This window comes from Bradyrhizobium sp. URHA0013 (assembly GCF_000518345.1).
GTDB lineage: Bacteria > Pseudomonadota > Alphaproteobacteria > Rhizobiales > Xanthobacteraceae > Bradyrhizobium.
This window is the reverse complement of sequence record NZ_KI912426.1, coordinates 203,692-220,220: the sequence shown is the minus strand read 5'-3', so window position 1 is coordinate 220,220 and position 16,529 is coordinate 203,692. Positions and strand designations below refer to the sequence as shown.

General features: G+C 65.2%; 16 protein-coding genes. 9 read left to right on the top strand and 7 right to left on the bottom strand.

Going from position 1 to position 16,529, the window contains the following annotated elements; translation table 11 throughout:
• The first annotated feature begins 9 nt into the window (after window positions 1–9).
• The 3 genes from N551_RS0121605 (at window position 10) to N551_RS0121595 (ending at window position 1,436) form a co-directional block, all read left to right on the top strand.
• A complete protein-coding gene (locus N551_RS0121605) occupies window positions 10–444 on the top strand; it encodes an NUDIX hydrolase (RefSeq protein WP_027568642.1) in 435 nt (144 codons plus the stop codon).
• A gap of 47 nt (window positions 445–491) precedes the next feature.
• On the top strand, window positions 492–869 hold the full coding sequence (locus N551_RS0121600; RefSeq protein WP_007607220.1) for a TIGR02301 family protein: 378 nt from the start codon (window positions 492–494) through the stop codon (window positions 867–869).
• A gap of 300 nt (window positions 870–1,169) precedes the next feature.
• The gene (locus tag N551_RS0121595) at window positions 1,170–1,436 is read left to right on the top strand and encodes a hypothetical protein (RefSeq protein WP_007594892.1); all 267 of its coding nucleotides are present in this window, start codon (window positions 1,170–1,172) and stop codon (window positions 1,434–1,436) included.
• A 91-nt stretch (window positions 1,437–1,527) separates the two neighbouring features.
• Here the strand turns inward: N551_RS0121595 and N551_RS0121590 are convergent, their stop codons facing one another.
• From N551_RS0121590 to N551_RS0121570, 5 genes are all read right to left on the bottom strand, one after another.
• Complete coding sequence (locus tag N551_RS0121590) at window positions 1,528–1,845, bottom strand: cupredoxin domain-containing protein (RefSeq protein ID WP_027568641.1); 318 nt, start codon at window positions 1,843–1,845, stop codon at window positions 1,528–1,530.
• A 10-nt stretch (window positions 1,846–1,855) separates the two neighbouring features.
• The gene (locus N551_RS0121585) at window positions 1,856–2,389 is read right to left on the bottom strand and encodes a DUF4142 domain-containing protein (protein ID WP_027568640.1); all 534 of its coding nucleotides are present in this window, start codon (window positions 2,387–2,389) and stop codon (window positions 1,856–1,858) included.
• A gap of 91 nt (window positions 2,390–2,480) precedes the next feature.
• Window positions 2,481–3,185 carry an RNA polymerase sigma factor gene (locus tag N551_RS0121580; protein WP_027568639.1) on the bottom strand — a complete coding sequence of 235 codons (705 nt, stop codon included), beginning with the start codon at window positions 3,183–3,185 and terminating at the stop codon, window positions 2,481–2,483.
• Window positions 3,186–3,274: 89 nt separating this feature from the next.
• The gene (locus N551_RS0121575; protein WP_027568638.1) at window positions 3,275–4,144 is read right to left on the bottom strand and encodes a sulfurtransferase; all 870 of its coding nucleotides are present in this window, start codon (window positions 4,142–4,144) and stop codon (window positions 3,275–3,277) included.
• 178 nt (window positions 4,145–4,322) lie between these two features.
• Window positions 4,323–5,657 carry a dihydroorotase gene (locus N551_RS0121570; protein ID WP_027568637.1) on the bottom strand — a complete coding sequence of 445 codons (1,335 nt, stop codon included), beginning with the start codon at window positions 5,655–5,657 and terminating at the stop codon, window positions 4,323–4,325.
• 101 nt (window positions 5,658–5,758) lie between these two features.
• Between N551_RS0121570 and N551_RS0121565 the strand changes: the two genes are divergently transcribed.
• From N551_RS0121565 to N551_RS0121540, 6 genes are all read left to right on the top strand, one after another.
• Window positions 5,759–6,640: a folate-binding protein YgfZ gene (locus tag N551_RS0121565; RefSeq protein WP_027568636.1), complete on the top strand. Its 882-nt coding sequence runs from the start codon at window positions 5,759–5,761 to the stop codon at window positions 6,638–6,640.
• Window positions 6,637–7,263, top strand: coding sequence for a DNA-3-methyladenine glycosylase I (locus N551_RS0121560; protein ID WP_027568635.1), 627 nt, complete (start codon window positions 6,637–6,639; stop codon window positions 7,261–7,263). Before N551_RS0121565 ends, N551_RS0121560 begins: the two co-directional genes overlap by 4 nt.
• Entirely contained in the window at window positions 7,260–7,874 is a 615-nt protein-coding gene (locus N551_RS0121555; protein ID WP_027568634.1) for a YfbR-like 5'-deoxynucleotidase, read from the top strand. The genes N551_RS0121560 and N551_RS0121555 overlap by 4 nt, the downstream gene beginning before the upstream one ends.
• Window positions 7,875–8,005: 131 nt before the next feature.
• Complete coding sequence (locus N551_RS0121550; protein ID WP_027568633.1) at window positions 8,006–8,512, top strand: tyrosine phosphatase family protein; 507 nt, start codon at window positions 8,006–8,008, stop codon at window positions 8,510–8,512.
• Window positions 8,513–8,531: 19 nt separating this feature from the next.
• The gene (locus N551_RS0121545; protein ID WP_027568632.1) at window positions 8,532–9,500 is read left to right on the top strand and encodes an NAD regulator; all 969 of its coding nucleotides are present in this window, start codon (window positions 8,532–8,534) and stop codon (window positions 9,498–9,500) included.
• A gap of 49 nt (window positions 9,501–9,549) precedes the next feature.
• Window positions 9,550–12,255: a DUF2339 domain-containing protein gene (locus N551_RS0121540; protein ID WP_027568631.1), complete on the top strand. Its 2,706-nt coding sequence runs from the start codon at window positions 9,550–9,552 to the stop codon at window positions 12,253–12,255.
• Between the two features lie 3 nt (window positions 12,256–12,258).
• On the opposite strand, the gene N551_RS0121535 is transcribed toward N551_RS0121540, so the two are convergent.
• The gene (locus tag N551_RS0121535; RefSeq protein WP_027568630.1) at window positions 12,259–13,947 is read right to left on the bottom strand and encodes a methyl-accepting chemotaxis protein; all 1,689 of its coding nucleotides are present in this window, start codon (window positions 13,945–13,947) and stop codon (window positions 12,259–12,261) included.
• Window positions 13,948–14,230: 283 nt separating this feature from the next.
• Window positions 14,231–16,201: a methyl-accepting chemotaxis protein gene (locus tag N551_RS0121530; RefSeq protein WP_027568629.1), complete on the bottom strand. Its 1,971-nt coding sequence runs from the start codon at window positions 16,199–16,201 to the stop codon at window positions 14,231–14,233.
• Window positions 16,202–16,529: the final 328 nt, after the last annotated feature.

The following is a 16,529-nucleotide window of genomic DNA, read 5'->3' as shown; positions in this document are numbered from 1 at the left end:
GGTGAAGTCATGGCTGCGATCGTCCAGCCGGCCCATCCCCAGATCGCGGTCAGTGCCGCGATTTTTCGTGACGGCAAGGTGCTTCTGACCCGTCGCGCACGCTCGCCGGCAAAGGGGCTCTATTCGCTGCCGGGCGGTCGGGTCGAGTTCGGCGAATCGCTGCACCAGGCGCTGGCGCGCGAGATCGACGAGGAGACCGGGCTCGATATCGACATCATTGGCCTCGCGGGCTGGCGCGAAGTGCTCCCGGCCGCGGCCGGCGCCGGCCACTACCTGATCATGTCCTTTGCTGCCCGATGGGTGGCCCGGGAGCCGGTTCTCAACGACGAGCTCGACGACTACCGCTGGATCGCCCCGGAGGCCCTGGCGAGCCTTGGCGACCTCAAGCTGACCGGCGGGCTGGAAGAGGTCATCCAGTCCGCCCACCGGCTGATCGGCCCCTGACCGACACGCCTTGCGTCCACCGCCCCGAGGAGGCATACACCCGGCCGATGTCGACGCGATTTCTGGCCATTTTTGCCCTGATTCTCGCCTGTGCCTCGGTGCCCACGAGGGCTCAGGACGGGGCAGCGCCGTTTGACGGCGATTTGCAGCGGCTGGCGGAGATTCTCGGTGGGCTGCACTATCTGCGCGGCATCTGCGGGTCCAACGAGGGCAACAAATGGCGCAGCGAGATGCAGGCGCTGATCGATGCCGAAACCCCCGCCGGTGAACGCCGCACCCGCATGATCGCCGGCTTCAACCGCGGCTATAACGGTTTCCAGCAGACCTACCGGAGCTGCACGCCGGCCGCGACGGTGGCGATCCGCCGCTACATCGAGGAAGGCGCGAAGATCTCGCGCGATCTCACGGCGCGTTACGCGAATTGATTCCTGTCGGCTTCATCCTGCAACGCAAATTCCTCATCCTGAGGAGCCCGCCAAAGCGGGCGTCTCGAAGGATGAAAGGCCCGGCTCTAGCGGGGCCTGCATGGTTCGAGACGCGCGCGAAGAACGCGCTCCTCACCATGAGGATTGGGCTGTCGGACGCGCGGCGGGGAACCCCGTCGTCGAGTTTGTACACAGCCGTTAACCGTTCCTAAAGATGTGGCCTAGCGGGCGTTAACGCGCGTGCTACACCTCTCGCACAGCGCATCGCCGTGGATCGCGCCCCAGCCCTGATCGAGTTTCATGAGCCATCCAGTGTCCTACGCCCCCGCACGCGCGCCGCTGCCCGATCACGAGCAGAAGCAGGCCGCACTGAGCTATCTCAACGAGGCCTGGGCCGAAGCGCGCCATGATGGCGTCGACGGCGACTGCCTGGCGCAGGCGAGCCTGTTTGCGGCCCTTGCCGAGCTTGTCGGCACCTATGGCGAGGACGCGGTGGCGAAGTTCGTCGAAGGCTTTCCCGGCCGCATCCGCAACGGCGAATTCTCGGTCGACATTTCCAGACAGTAAGTCTTCCTCGAGGCAGTAAGCCTTGCCGAAAATGCCCCCGCCACGCGGGCGGGGCCAGTTTCCGCTGCCGTCAGGAATACGCTCCCAGCCGTTACGGCTCGATCTTGAGCGTCGCTTTCATGTTGGGATGATAGCGGCAGTAATAATCGACCGTGCCCGCCTTCTTGAGAACCAGCGTCCCTGATTTTTTCGCAGGCAAGTTCACGTCGAAATCGCCGTTCCCGGCAGTCGCGGTGTGGGCGAAGACGTCCTTGTTGATCCATTCAATGGTGTCGCCGACCTTGGCCGAAGCGTCTTTCGGCGACACTTCGAGATTCTCCATCGTGATCTCGATGGTCGCAGCGTGCGCCGGGACGGCCAACGCCACGAGCAGGACCGCTGACACGATCGCAGACAATCGTCCCGGCATCATTGCCTCCCTATTTCAGCTCCGCCGCGACATGCTCGGCATGCTGCTGATGCCCCTGGAAGATTTTCAGGCCGGTCTGCAGCAGGCTCTTCAGCTCGGCATTGCTGGCGGATGGAATGAGCTGGGTTTCCAGCGCGCCGTTGACCGTCTTGTGGTAGGCGACCTCGTTTGCGACATAGCCCTTGTCGAAGGCCGCACCATTTAGCTTGTCGAGTTCGGCGAGCTTATCGCTCGCCTGCCTCGACAGCGCCTTGCTGGTGTCGTTGTCTTCAGGCGTGACGTTCAGCTTCTTGACCAGCGCGAGCGCCTGCTTGTTGACGGCCTCATGGTCGCGCAGCATGTCCTCGGCAAATGCCTTCACGTCCTTGTTCTTGGCCTTCTTCTGCGCCTGCTTGGCTGCGTTGATGTCGATCACGCCTGCGGTGTAGGCGATGTGGGCGATCTGCGGATCGGTCGGCTTGTCGGCTGCTCTGGCGTCTTGCAGCAGGGCAGGGCTCGACAACAAAATTGCAGCGGCGATCGCCGCGCTCCAACGAACGAACATGGTTTGACACTCCTGTGGTGCCGGACGCTTTGCCGGCGCGTTGCTTCACAGGCGTTGGATGGAATTCTCGCGCGAACGTTCCCGAAAAACTTCAGCCGCCGATGCCGAGCCGCTTCAGCACTGACACGGTCAGCCGCTCGCAGCGCCACCCGGCGAACGGGAACGCATCCATCACCACCGGACCGATCTCCTTCTCGACGTTCTCGCGCAGCATGGTCCGCGCACGGTGCAGCCGCGTCTTCACGGTTTCGGGCTTGACGCCGAGCAGTTCGGCGGTCTCCTCGATGTTCATGCCTTCCATGACGCGTGCGACGAAGACCATGCGGAAGACATCCGGTAATTCATCGATGGCGCGCTCGACGACGCGCTGGATTTCGCGTTGGGCCATGGTCCTTTCCGGATCGCCTGCGGGAGAAGCGGGAAATTTGATGATTTGCGCCTCGAGCATCGCTTCGGGCACCGAGCCGAGTTCGACATGCGGCCTGGCGCTTCGCGCCCGGCCAAGCGCCTCGTTGATGGCGATGCGCGACAGCCAGGTCGACAGCCCGGACTCGCCGCGGAAGCCGTCGAGATGGGTGAAGGCGCGGACATAGGTTTCCTGAACGACATCCTCGGCTTCGCTGTCGCTGCGCAGAATTCCGCGCGCCAGACGATAGAGCCTGCGATTGTTGGCCTGCATGATCTCGCGCAACGCGGCCTCGTCACGGCCCCGCGCCCGCTCGACCAGTTCGGCTTCCAAGGTCCGGATTTCCGATGTTTTGGCGCCGGCGGATAGGCCGGCTGCGGTCCGTGGCATGGCGGTCACCTGCTCAATTGGCTTCGTTCCCGGACATTGGATGCCGCCCCAAGGGAAAGGTTCCCAACTTTCTAGCCTCCTCCGAAGGCCTAATCCGTCTCGATCGGGAGCGCCGGATCCCTCGCCCACTCGCCCATCGAGGCATCGTACAGCGTCAGCTTGTCGTAGCCGAGTTGCGTCAGCAGCAGCAGGTCGATCGTCGCCGAGATGCCGCCGCCACAATAGCAGATCACATGCTTGTCGCGGGTGACGCCTGCCACAACGAATTTGGCTTCGGCATCGGCGAGCGTCGTCAGCGTTTTGTCGGCATTGGTGAGCGTTGCCGCTGATACGTTGACGCTGCCGGGAATGCGGCCGGGCCGCCCGTAGCGGCTCGGCTCGAGGCCGCGATGAAATTGCGGGCCGAGCGCGTTGACGATAACAGTCGCGGGATCGCCGAGCCGTGCCTTCACTGCATTTTTGTCGACGAAGAAGCCTGCGCGCGGCGTAGCCTTGAAGGTCGTGGCGGGATAACCCTTCGGTCCTCCTGTTACGACCGGCCGTCCCTCTTCCTTCCATTTGTCGAGGCCGCCGTCGAGCACCCGCGCGTCGACGCCGAGCGAGCGCAGCATCCACCAGAACCGCGTCGACCACATCATGGTGCCGATGCTGTAGAGGACGACCGACTTCGATGCATCGAGGCCGTGGCGGCCGAAGGCGGCCTCCAGCTCGGCCACATCAGGCATCATGAAGAATTGCTGCGCGGAGGCGTCGGAGAACTCGCCTTGCAGGTCGAGAAAATCGGCGCCCGGGATGTGGCCCGCCTCGAACGTCTTGTCGCCGGGCACCGCGCGATAGGGCATGTCGCTGCCTGGCGGCACCGGCTCGTTGTAGGTCGTGCAGTCGTAGAGGCGCAGGTTGGGATCGCCGAGCTGGGCTGCGAGTTGCTCGGTGGTGATGAGGGGTGTTGGTTGGGTCATTCATTCCTCCCTCAGCGTCGTCCTGGCGAAAGCCAGAACCCATTACCGCAAGATCAAATTGTGGCGCACACGTGTAGCCACCCATCTTCGCAACAAAATGCAGTCGGGATAATGGGTCCTGGCTTTCGCCAGGACGACACCGGATGTGTGGGAAGTTTGTGCCGCTTACCTGCAATCCCTACTGCTTCAACGTCTCCAGAAACCGCACCGGCTCACCTTGCGCGGCCGTCACCAGTTCGCTCTGCCACATCACGCGGCGGCCGCGGACGAAGGTGCCGACGGGCCAGCCGGTGACGCGGACGCCGTCATAGGGGGTCCAGCCGGCCTTGGACGCGACCCATTTGTTGGTGATGGTCTCGCTGCGCTTGAGATCGACGACAGTGAAGTCGGCGTCATAGCCGGCGGCGATGCGGCCCTTGCAGGCCATATTGTAGAGGCGCGCGGGGCCGGCGCTGGTGAGATCGACGAACCTTGCCAGCGACAGCCGGCCGGCATTGACGTGGTCGAGCATGAGCGGCACCAGCGTCTGCACACCGGTCATACCGGAGGGCGAGGCCGGATAGGTCTTCTGCTTCTCTTCAAGCGTATGCGGGGCGTGGTCCGAGCCGAGCACGTCGATGATGCCCTGCTCGATGCCGCGCCAGATCCCGGCGCGATGATCGGCGCCGCGCACCGGCGGGTTCATCTGCGCCAGGGTGCCGAGCCGCTCGTAGCATTCGGGCGCAACTAGCGTGAGATGATGCGGCGTCGCCTCGCAGGAGGCGACATCCTTGTGGTCGCGCAAAAATTCGATCTCTTCCTTGGTCGAGATGTGCAGCACGTGGATGCGCTTGCCGGTCTCGTGCGCGAGCTTGACCAGCCGCTGCGTCGCCATCAGCGCCGCGGTCTCATCGCGCCACACCGGGTGCGAACGCGTGTCGCCCTCGATGCGCAGCGGCTTGCGTTCATTAAGACGGTATTCGTCCTCGGCGTGGAACGCGGCGCGGCGGCGGATCACCTGGAAGATGCGGCGCAGGCTCTCGTCGTCCTCCACCAAGAGCGCGCCGGTCGAGGAGCCGATGAACACTTTGACGCCGGCGCAACCTGGCGCCCGCTCCAACACCGGCAGATCCTGCACATTCTCGCGGGTGCCGCCGATGAAGAAGGCGAAGTCGCAATGCATGCGGTGATGGGCGCGCTTCACCTTGTCGGTGAAGGTGGCCTCGGTCACGGTCAATGGCGAGGTGTTCGGCATCTCGAACACGGCGGTGACGCCGCCCATCACGGCGCTGCGCGAGCCGGTCTCGAGGTCTTCCTTCTGCTCCAGCCCGGGCTCGCGGAAATGCACCTGGGTGTCCATCACGCCGGGCAGGATGTGCAGGCCCTTGCAGTCGATCACCTCGGCGGCGGAAGCCTGCGACAGCGCGCCGATCTCGGCAATGCGACCGTTGACGACGCCGATATCGCGGGCTCCCTCGCCGTCCTGGTTGACGACAGTGCCGCCCTTGAGGATCACGTCGAAACGCTGGGTCATGGCTGAAGGCCTCTCTCGTCCCCAAGCGCAGGGCTTGAGGTCTTGTCGTTTTTGCCTTGCGGGCTTACGTTCCAGAGCAACATGTCGCAAGAGATTTTCGTATGAAATCAGCGTTTCTTCCGGACCGGGGCGTGATCAAGGTCGCGGGCGAGGATGCGCGCAACTTCCTCAATGGCCTCGTCACGACCGATGTCGACAAGCTGAAACCGGGCCTGGGCCGATTCGGCGCGCTGCTGACGCCGCAGGGCAAGATCATCGTGGATTTCCTGATCACGGAAGCGCCTGCCGGCCATGGCGGTGGGTTCCTGATCGATTGCCCGAAGCCGCTTGCCGACAGCCTCGCCACCAAGCTGAAATTCTACAAGCTGCGCGCCAAGGTCACGGTGGAAAACCTGTCCGAGGATCTCGGCGTGCTTGCGGCCTGGGACGGCAAGCCTGCGGCCCAGCCCGACCTCGCCTTCGCCGATCCGCGCAATGAGGACCTCGGCACCCGCATCCTGATTCCCGAAGATCTCAAACAGAAGCTGTCCGATCTGATCGGCGCCGAGATGGTCGACGCCGCCGCCTACGAGGCCCACCGCATCGCGCTCGGCGTGCCGCGCGGCGGGCTCGATTTCACGTACAGCGATGCGTTCCCGCACGAGACCAACATGGACCGCCTTTCCGGCGTCGATTTCGACAAGGGCTGCTATGTCGGCCAGGAGGTCGTCTCGCGCATGCAGCATCGCGGCACCGCGCGCACCCGTAGCGTCAAGGTGCTGCTCGAGGACTCCTCGCCCGAGCCCGGCGTCAGCGTTCTCGCCGGCGACAAGCCGGTCGGCACGATGGGCTCGTCGGCGCAGGGCAAGGGTATCGCGCTGGTGCGCATCGACCGCGTCGCTGATGCGCTCGATGCAGGACAGGCGCTGACTGCCGGTGGCCTCACTGTGAGGCTTGCCGAACCAGACGTCGTGCGCATTCCAACGAAGCAACCCATCGCATGAGCCGTGCTCCCCGCCTGCATCCCGACGGAAAGACGCGTTGCCCCTGGCCCGGCGAAGATCCGCTCTACGTCGCCTATCACGACACCGAATGGGGCGTGCCGGAATACGACGACCGCGCGCTCTATGAGAAGCTGATCCTCGACGGTTTCCAGGCCGGCCTGTCCTGGATCACGATCCTGCGCAAGCGCGACAATTTCCGCAAAGCCTTCGACGATTTCCAGCCGGAAAAGATCGCACGCTACAACGAGAAGAAAGTTCACGCGCTGATGAACGATGCCGGCATCGTGCGCAACAAGGCCAAGATCGACGGCGCGATATCGAGCGCGAAATCCTATCTCGACATCATGGAGAAGGGCCCCGGCTTCTCGAGATTCCTGTGGGACTTCATGGACGGAAAGCCCAAGGTCAATCATTTCAAGACCACCGCGAGCGTGCCGGCCTCGACGCCGCTCTCCATGCAGATCTCCAAGGAGCTGTCCTCGCGCGGCTTCAAGTTCGTCGGCCCGACCATCGTCTATGCCTTCATGGAGGCGACCGGCATGGTCAACGATCATCTCGTCGACTGCCATTGTCACGCGAGCTGCGGCAAGTCGCAGCGCAAGCCGCGCCTCAAGGCCAAATGACGGCCAGGAAATCGTCACGCGATGTGGCGTCTCGTGCCTGGCAGCGCATGCTGTCGGGCCGGCGGCTCGATTTGCTCGATCCCTCGCCGCTCGACATCGAGATTGCCGACGTCGCGCATGGGCTGGCGCGTGTCGCCCGCTGGAATGGCCAAACCATCGGCGCACACATCTTCTCGGTCGCGCAGCATACGCTGCTGGTCGAAACCGTGATGCGGCACGAGAACCCCCGCGTGGATCAGCGCATGCGGCTTGCCGCGCTGCTGCATGACGCGCCCGAATATGTGATCGGCGACATGATTTCACCGTTCAAGGCCGTGCTCGACGGTCATTACAAAGCGGTCGAGAAACGCCTGCTCGGCGCCATCCACATCCGCTTTGGCCTGCCGCCGGTGCTGCCGGACGAGATCACGCTGGCGATCAAGGCAGCGGATCATGGCGCGGCCTATCTGGAGGCGACCGCGCTTGCCGGATTCAGTGAAAGCGAGGCCAAGCGCCTGTTCGGCAAGGACCCCGGCCTGTCCGACAGCGTCCGGCGCGACTATCTCACCCCCTGGACGGCTGCCCGGGCCGAGAAGCAGTTTCTGGAGCGGTTTGGCGCCGTATTTGCGTAGGTCCTGCAGGGCGGGCAATAGGGCCCTCGCGCCGCCCCCACTGATTTTGCGCAATGAGACGAAAGTGGTGGGTACGCTTCGCTTTGCCCACCCCGCCAACCCTCGCTATAATCTGCGGAAAAAGGTCCGCCATGATCCACGTCTGTTCTCTCGCCGCCCTTCCCGAAACCGTCCGCCTCACCAAGGCCAGCCACGTGCTGACCGTGATGGCCAATGTCGAGCAGGTGGCCCGGCCGGTGTCGGTGCTGCCGGCCAACCATCTCAAGGTGTCGATGGACGACATCACCGAGGAGATGGACGGCTTCGTCGCGCCATCGGAAACGCATATCGAGCAGGTGCTGAACTTCGTGCGCGGCTGGGACCGCGACGCGCCGCTGGTGGTGCATTGCTATGCCGGCATCAGCCGCTCCACCGCGAGCGCCTTTGCCGCCGTGTGCGCACTCAATCCGGATCGCGACGAGACCGAGATCGCGAAGAAGATCCGGGCAGCTTCCCCGATCGCCTCGCCGAACCGCCGCATCGTCGGCCTTGCCGACCGTGCGCTGGGCCGCAACGGCCGCATGCTGCGCGCACTCGACGAGATGGGCCCGGGCGCGATGATGGTCGAGGGCCGCCCCTTCGTGATCGAGCTCGAATGACAGTTACGATCGCCATCGCATGAGCGAAAAGCTGCTGACGCCGATCGAGATCGGCCTGACTGCCGCGATCGTCGCGATCGAGGATCACGAGCCGCTGATCCTCACCGCGCGCGACAGTGACGGACTGGCGGGCCTGCCGTTCGGCCCGTTCGATGCGCCGAGCCATCGCACTTTCGAGATCGGCCTGCGGGCCTGGGTCGAGGAACAGACGGGGCTGCGGCTCGGCTATGTCGAACAGCTCTACACGTTTGGCGATCGCGGCCGGCATGCCGAGGCCGGCGACACCGGCGCGCACATGGTGTCGATCGGCTATCTCGCACTGACGCGCGCCATCGGCGGCGAACTGGCAGCCACGAGTGCGAGCTTCGCGCCATGGTATCGCTTCCTGCCTTGGGAGGACCGGCGAGAGGGCCCGCCCGCGATCATCGCGGACGACATCATCCCGGCATTGACCGAGTGGGCCGAAGAGGAGACGCCGGAGACGACGCGCGCATTGCCGCGCAAGGATCGGGTGCGGTTCTATTTCGGTCTGGACGGCGCGTCCTGGGACGAGGAGCGCGTGCTCGACCGCTACGAGCTCCTGTATGAGGCCGGGCTGGTCGAGGAAGCACGGCGCGACGGCCGCCCTGCGGCATTAGCGCGCAAGGCCCTGTCCGCGCTCGGCACATCCATGCGCTTCGACCACCGCCGGATTCTTGCGACAGCGATCGCGCGACTGCGTGCCAAACTGAAGTATCGTCCTGTGGTCTTTGAACTTTTGCCCGCCGAGTTCACACTCACCGAATTGCAGTATACGGTGGAGGCGATCTCCGGCCGACACCTGCACAAACAAAATTTCCGCCGCTTGGTCGAAATGGAAGCCCTGGTCGAACCGACCGGGGTGATGTCGACACAGACGGGCGGACGTCCGGCGGCGCTCTACCGCTTCCGTCGCGACGTGCTCCAGGAGCGGCCCGCGCCGGGCTTGCGCGTACGCTCCCGGCGCTAACCCGATATATGTGTGATCGGCCCCTGCCCGCCGATTGCCTGGAGGCTTTATGTCTGACGGCCCGTTTGACGTCTTCGCGCTGATCATTGCGGTCATCGCTTTCATCATCGCGATCAAGGCCTCCAGCCAAGCGTCTGAGCTGCGACGACGGCTAAGCTCGCTCGAAGAGACGTTCCACGCGCAACGGCCCGTGCAGCCGCCGCGGATCCCGGCAGATGTGTGGGCTGAAGCGTCCGCGACGACTTCCGCAGCGCCGCCGCCACTTGTGCCCCAAGCCGAACCGGGAGCCGAGGCGCCGCCCCCGCTCGTCACCGAGGATGTTTCGCCGCCACCGCTCGCAGCGAACACCGAGGCCGACGCGCCGCCGCTGCCCGCACCCGCGCCCGGCTTCGAGGAACGGCTCGGCACGCGTTGGGTGGTGTGGATCGGCGGCCTTGCGCTCGCGCTCGGCGGCTTCTTCATGGTGCGCTATTCGATCGAGGCCGGCCTCGTCGGCCCCGGCGTGCGCGTGTTCCTTGGCGGCGTATTCGCGCTGGCGCTGCTGGGAGCCGGCGAATGGTCACGCCGCAAAGAGAGCATCTCCAATATCGCCGCGCTGCCGATCGCCAACATTCCCGCGATCCTCACCGCTGCCGGTACGGCGGTGGCATTTGCGACCATCTACGCGGCTTACGCGCTCTATGGCTTCCTCGTCCCCGCGACCGCCTTCGTGCTGCTCGGCCTCGTTGCGCTCGGCACGCTGGCCGCGGCGCTGTTGCACGGGCCCGCGCTCGCGGGCCTCGGTGTGGTCGGCGCGTTCGTGACGCCGATCCTCGTCTCCAGCGGCAAGCCGGACTATTGGGCGCTCTACATCTATCTCGCGATCGTCACCGCCGCGAGCTTCGGTCTCGCGCGTATCCGGCTGTGGCGCTGGCTTGCGGTCACCACGATCGCCTTCGCCGTGCTCTGGATCTTTCCGGGGCTCGATACCGGCGACTTGCAGGTTGCGCCGCACGCTTTCCATGTGATCGCAGGCTTTGTCCTCGCGGCTCTGCTCGTCGTCTGCGGCTTCATGTTCGGCCCGACGATCCAGGACGGCGAGATCGAGCCGGTCTCGTCGGGCTCGCTCGGCGCCTATCTGTTCGGCGCGATGCTGATCGTGCTGTCGAGCGCGCATGCGGACCTGGCGCTGATCGCCTTCGCGCTGCTGGTCGGCGCGACGCTGCTTGTCGCCTGGCGCGCGCCGGCAGCCACCGGCGCGCTCGGCGCAGCCGCCGCGACCGTCTTCGTCGTGTTCGCCGAATGGGCGGTGCGCGCCAATCCCGACATGCTGGTGCTGCCGGGCGGCCCCATCGCCGGCATCGCACCGACGGCGACCGATAGCGCGGTGACGCTGCATCTGGTGATGGCTGCGATCTTCGCCGCCGGCTTCGGCATCGCGGGCTTTCTCGCGCAGGCTCGTTCGAACTCGGCGATCATTCCAGTAGTGTGGTCGGTCGCGGCTGTCGCGACGCCGATCGCGATCCTGGTCGCGCTCTACGCACGCATCGCGCATCTCGACCGCTCGATTCCGTTCGCCATCCTCGCGGTGCTGCTCGCCGCCGCCTTTGGTGCTGCCACCGAAGCCCTTGCGCGCCGCGAGACCCGGCCGGGCGCCATGATTTCCACGGCCTTGTTCGCGACCGGCACGCTCGGTGCGTTGGCGCTGGCGCTGACATTTGCGCTGGAGAAGGGCTGGCTCACGATCTCACTGGCGCTGATGTCGCTCGGCACCGCCTGGATCTCGATGCAGCGGCCAATCCCGTTCCTGCGCTGGCTGGCCGCGATCTTCGCCGGCCTCGTCACCGCACGTATCGGCTATGATCCGCGCATCGTCGGCGACGCCGTCGGAACCACGCCGATCTTCAACTGGCTGTTGTGGGGCTACGGACTGCCGGCGGCATCGTTCTGGGCAGCGAGCCTGTTCCTTCGCCGACGCGCCGACGACGCCCCGCTGCGCATGGTCGAGAGCGCCGCTATCCTGTTCACCGCGCTGCTCGCCTTCATGGAGATCCGCCATTTTGCGACCGGCGGCGACGTGACGTCCGCACCGTCGCTGCTCGAATGCGCGCTGCAGGCCTGCGTCGCGCTCGCCATGGCGATCGGGCTGGAGCGTCTGCGGCAGCGCAGCCGCAGCATCGTGCACAATGTCGGCGCGGTCGTGCTCACGGCGATCGGCGGGCTCGTCAGCGTGTTCGGCCTCTTGATCCTGGAGAACCCGCTGCTGTGGCGCACCGACGTCGGCGGCGCCGTGTTCAACCTGCTGCTGCTCGGCTACGCGCTGCCAGCGGTGCTGATGCTGCTGCTGTCCTATGCCGTGGCCGGCGAACGCGGCAAGGCCTACGCCAACACGATTGCGGGCGGTGCGCTGCTGTTCGCGTTGGCCTATGTCACGCTGGAGATCCGCCGCTTCTATCACGGTCCGATCCTCTCCAGCGGGGCGACGACGGGCGCCGAGCAATATACCTATTCGATCGGCTGGCTCGGCTTCGGCGTGGTGCTGCTGGGCGTCGGCATTCTCGTCAATTCCGAGCGGGCGCGGCTGGCGTCGGCGGTCGTGATCGCGTTGACGATCCTGAAGGCGTTCGTCATCGACATGTCGACGCTGACAGGCGTCTACCGCGCGCTGTCGTTCATGTGCCTCGGCATCGTGCTGGTCGCGATCGGCTGGCTCTACCAGCGCATCCTGTTCCGGCGGCAGGTCGCACCGCCGCCGGCTCCGCAGACGAGCATGTGAGAATCAGGCCGCGCGAACCGATTCCAGGAATTGCGCGACCTCGACCTTGAGACGGGTGCTGTCCGTCGCCAGCGATTTCGCCGCCGACAGCACCTCAGTCGAAGCCTCGCCGGTCTCGATCGCGCCGCGCTGCACGTTGGTAATGTTCGACGAGACCTCCTGCGTGCCGACCGAGGCCTGCTGCACGTTACGCGAGATTTCCTGCGTGGCCGCGCCCTGCTCCTCGACTGCGGCAGCGATGGCTGCAGCGACCTCGGACAGCCGCTCGATGGTGCCGCCGATCTCCTGGATGGCACTGACCGATTCCTGCGTCGCCGCCTGGATGCCCGCGACCTGCGCCCCGATCTCACCGGTCGCTTTCGCGGTCTGTTCGGCCAATGCCTTGACCTCGGACGCGACGACGGCGAATCCGCGGCCCGCTTCGCCGGCACGTGCGGCCTCGATGGTCGCATTCAGCGCCAGCAGATTGGTCTGGCCCGCGATGGTGTTGATGAGCTCGACGACATCGCCGATGCGGGAGGCAGCCTGCGACAGCGCATTGACGCGGTCGTTGGTCCGCGTCGCCTGCTCGACGGCCTCAGCGGCCATTCGCGCCGAGTCCTGCACGCGGCGGCTGATCTCGGTGATGGAGGACGACAGCTCCTCCGAAGCGGATGCCACCGCCTGGACGTTGGTCGAGGCTTCCTCGGAGGCGGCCGCGACGACGGTCGCGAGTTCCTGTCCGCGCTGCGCGGTGTTGGTCAGCGTCGAGGCGGAGGCCTCGAGCTCGGTCGAGGCCGAGGACACGGTCCCGACCACCTCGCCGATCATGGCTTCGAACTTGCTGGTGATGGCGTCGACACGGCGGCCGCGTTCGATCTTGGCTTCGGCATCGCGCGCAGCGGCCTCGTCGGCGGCCTTCTTGGCGATCAGCGCCTCCTTGAAGATCTGCAGTGCATCCGCCATCGATCCGATCTCGGTCTTCTCGCCGCGATGCGGCACCTCGGCCGAAAGGTCGCCCTCGCCGAGCGACTGCATCGGGCGGATGATTGAGGCAATGCCACGAGAAACGTCGCGCACGAGATAATAGGCGGCGCCGATCGCGATCACGACCGAGAGCACGATGATGCCGACCAGCACGCGGAAGATCATCGCGTAGCTATCGGCGGCCTGCTTCGTCTCAAGCTCGGCGCCGCGGTTGTTGAGCTCGATGCCCTTCTGAAGCAGGGGGTCGGCGGCCTGGGCCATCTTCGCAACCTTGGTCTGCAGTAGCTCGTTGGCGTCGGCCGGGAAGCGGCCGACATTCTTGCGCGACAGCGCCATCACGTCCTGCACGCCGTTCAGATACTCGGCCCACGCCGTGCTCCATTGCCCATAGAGCGAGCGCTCTTCGGCGGAGGTGATCAGCGGCTCGTAGACCTTGCGCGTCTGGTCGATGCGCGCCTGCAGCGAGGCGAGGCGCTTCTCGGCGGCGTCCTTGCCCTCAATGGTGTCCTGCATCAGATGCAGGCGGAGCGCGACGCGCAGCTCGTTGATGTCGGCGCGGAGCGAGCCGAGCGCGCGCACGCTGGGCAGCCAGCTCTCCGCGATCTCGACCGTATGGGAATTGATGTTCTGCATGGTGCCGATCGCCGTCACGCCGACACCGGCGAGCGAAAGAACCAGGACCGACAGCACGGCCAAAAGCTTGAAGACGATCGACAATTTCGACATCACGACAAATCCTGATGATACCTAGCAAGGCGCAAATCACCTTCGCCGCAATCGCCACGACGGTGGCGAGACGGAGGTCAGTTCAACAATGCTGGCTGATTTTTATCCCGTGAGCTTGCGCCCATAGTTGCAAACAGGCGTTAACAGGAACCTACGTAAAACTACGGGATAGCCCTGACCGTCATTATTTCTTCTGCAACCATCTGTTGCAGCGGCAGCGGCACCTCATGCTGCGACGCGAGCGCTGCGCTTGCGTTGCAACATCCGACAGAGACAGCCGCCGTCACGCCGCCCGCACCGAGTCCAGGAAGCGCGCGACCTCGCTCTTGAGCCTGTTGCTCTCCTGCGACAGCGATTGCGCGGCCGAATGCACCTGCGCCGAGGCAGCGCCGGTTTCGCCTGCGCCGCGCTGGACGTCGCCGATATTCGCCGAGACTTCGGAGGTGCCGTTCGCCGCCTGCTGGATGTTGCGGGAGATCTCCTGCGTCGCGGCGCCCTGCTCCTCGACCGCGGCGGCGATGGCCGACGAGATCTCCGACATCCGCGCGATGGTGTTGCCGATCTCCTTGATCGCACCGACCGAGTCTTGCGTCGCGTTCTGGATCGCACCGATGTGCTGGCCGATCTCGCCGGTGGCTTTTGCAGTCTGCTCGGCGAGCGCCTTCACTTCGGTCGCGACCACGGCAAAGCCCTTGCCGGCTTCGCCCGCCCGCGCCGCCTCGATCGTTGCATTCAGTGCCAGCAGATTGGTCTGGCTGGCGATGGTGTTGATGAGCTCGACCACGTCGCCGATGCGGGAGGCGGCCTTGGTCAGCTCGGCGACGCGCGCATTGGTGCGCTGGGCCTGCTCGACCGCGACGTCGGCAACACGCGCCGATTCCTGCACCTGGCGGCTGATCTCGGAGATCGAGGAGGTCATTTCCTCGCTCGCTGAAGACACCGACTGCACGTTCGCGGAGGCCTCTTCGGAGGCGGCCGCCACGACGGTGGCAAGCCCGTTGCCGCGCTCGGCGGCCTGCGTCAGCGTGTTCGAAGATGCTTCGAGCTCGGTTGCAGCCGACGAAACAGTATCGATGATCTCGCCAACCGCGCCTTCGAAATTATCCGCGAGCCGGTGCATGTCGGCCTTGCGCTGCTGGTGCCCGCGCGCCTCGGCCTCGATCTGCTCGATGCGCAGCCGCTCGGCCTCCGCCATGCTGGTCCTGAACACCTCGACGGCGCCGGCCATCTCGCCGATCTCGTCCCTGCGCCCGACGCCGGGGACGGAAATCGAAAGCTCGCCGCGCGCAAGCCGCGTCATCGCACCGACCATGCCGGCAAGCGACTTCGAGATCGAACGCCCCAGAAGGAAGCCGACCGCGGCGAGCACGACGACGGTAACGCCGAAGGCGACCATCATCCACATGCGCACGGCATCGCGGGTCGCAGCTTCCGCAACGTCGGCCTTCCTGTAGAGGTCTTCGACTGTGTTGCGCACCTCGATCATGCTTGGTTCTAACCCACGGAACGTTTTCATCATGCTGGCGTCGAGGGCCGCAGTTTGCTGCGCCGTCTCCACCCACGCCGTGAACTCGGACTGGTATTTCTGCAGCTTGGCTGTGATGTCGTTCATCACTGCCGTAGGAATTGCGACGACCTCTATCGCCTTGGAGAACTCGACTGCGGCCTTCTTCATCTCGGCGATGTATTTTGGGTCGCGCCGCAGCATGAAGTCCTTCTCGTGCCGGCGCATCATCAGCATCCAGCTGGTGGACCTGGGATCGTCGATCTCCTTGAGCTTGGCCTCGATGTCGTGCACGGCGGCGCGGAGCGAGCCGGAGAGGCCCAGAGTCTCGTTTAGGCCGAGCCGGGTCTCCGCGGCCACCAATGCGCCGAAGTCCGACGCGTATCGCTTGAAGCCGTCCTGGGCCTGCTTCATCCGGTCGGACAGCGCGCCCAAGCCGCCGGCCGACATCAGCCGCTCCACCTCGTCGAAATCGCGATTGATCGGCCCGATCAATTCGGCATGGGCCTTGGCGTAGCTCTCGTTGCGGCGCTGCTGAAAGTTCTTCTCGTTGCGGCGGGCCTCCAGCATCTCGATGGAGAGCTGCTTGTCGAGGTCAGCGATCGCGCGAGCGCGGTTGGCGACGGCACGGGAGGCATCCTGGGAGAGGCTGCCGATCTGGTAGATCGAGCCAAAAGCGACGAGGCCGACGAGACCGAAAAGTCCGATCGCCATGACCTTGTGGGTGAGACGGATGGAAAGGCCGCTCATGAGTGTGCTCCAATACGTCGATACGCAATACGGGAGGGCGACTCAGCGCCCGGAATATTGCGGGCATCATGACTGCATCGGTTTTCCGGAAGGTTAACCCTGCGCGGTCTTCGTCGCGGCTCCGCAATATGCACGCGCGCAAACGCCGCGCTTCTACGCGCGGCGGTTGCAGTTCTCTCATGATATGCGCCCGTCAGGCGGCGCGCACGGAATCGAGGAACTTGCCGACCTCGAGCTTGAGGCGGTTGCTGTCGCCGGACAGCGACTGCGCGGCTGCCAGCACCTGCGACGATGCCGAGCCGGTTTCGCCTGCACCGCGCTGCACGTC

Excerpts from the sequence above, each read along its gene's own strand:
- N551_RS0121605 (WP_027568642.1), top strand. The coding sequence starts at position 10 with ATGGCTGCGATCGTCCAGCCGGCCCATCCCCAGATCGCGGTCAGTGCC.
- N551_RS0121600 (WP_007607220.1), top strand. The coding sequence starts at position 492 with ATGTCGACGCGATTTCTGGCCATTTTTGCCCTGATTCTCGCCTGTGCC.
- N551_RS0121595 (WP_007594892.1), top strand. The coding sequence starts at position 1,170 with ATGAGCCATCCAGTGTCCTACGCCCCCGCACGCGCGCCGCTGCCCGAT.
- N551_RS0121590 (WP_027568641.1), bottom strand. The coding sequence starts at position 1,845 with ATGCCGGGACGATTGTCTGCGATCGTGTCAGCGGTCCTGCTCGTGGCG.
- N551_RS0121585 (WP_027568640.1), bottom strand. The coding sequence starts at position 2,389 with ATGTTCGTTCGTTGGAGCGCGGCGATCGCCGCTGCAATTTTGTTGTCG.
- N551_RS0121580 (WP_027568639.1), bottom strand. The coding sequence starts at position 3,185 with ATGCCACGGACCGCAGCCGGCCTATCCGCCGGCGCCAAAACATCGGAA.
- N551_RS0121575 (WP_027568638.1), bottom strand. The coding sequence starts at position 4,144 with ATGACCCAACCAACACCCCTCATCACCACCGAGCAACTCGCAGCCCAG.
- N551_RS0121570 (WP_027568637.1), bottom strand. The coding sequence starts at position 5,657 with ATGACCCAGCGTTTCGACGTGATCCTCAAGGGCGGCACTGTCGTCAAC.
- N551_RS0121565 (WP_027568636.1), top strand. The coding sequence starts at position 5,759 with ATGAAATCAGCGTTTCTTCCGGACCGGGGCGTGATCAAGGTCGCGGGC.
- N551_RS0121560 (WP_027568635.1), top strand. The coding sequence starts at position 6,637 with ATGAGCCGTGCTCCCCGCCTGCATCCCGACGGAAAGACGCGTTGCCCC.
- N551_RS0121555 (WP_027568634.1), top strand. The coding sequence starts at position 7,260 with ATGACGGCCAGGAAATCGTCACGCGATGTGGCGTCTCGTGCCTGGCAG.
- N551_RS0121550 (WP_027568633.1), top strand. The coding sequence starts at position 8,006 with ATGATCCACGTCTGTTCTCTCGCCGCCCTTCCCGAAACCGTCCGCCTC.
- N551_RS0121545 (WP_027568632.1), top strand. The coding sequence starts at position 8,532 with ATGAGCGAAAAGCTGCTGACGCCGATCGAGATCGGCCTGACTGCCGCG.
- N551_RS0121540 (WP_027568631.1), top strand. The coding sequence starts at position 9,550 with ATGTCTGACGGCCCGTTTGACGTCTTCGCGCTGATCATTGCGGTCATC.
- N551_RS0121535 (WP_027568630.1), bottom strand. The coding sequence starts at position 13,947 with ATGTCGAAATTGTCGATCGTCTTCAAGCTTTTGGCCGTGCTGTCGGTC.
- N551_RS0121530 (WP_027568629.1), bottom strand. The coding sequence starts at position 16,201 with ATGAGCGGCCTTTCCATCCGTCTCACCCACAAGGTCATGGCGATCGGA.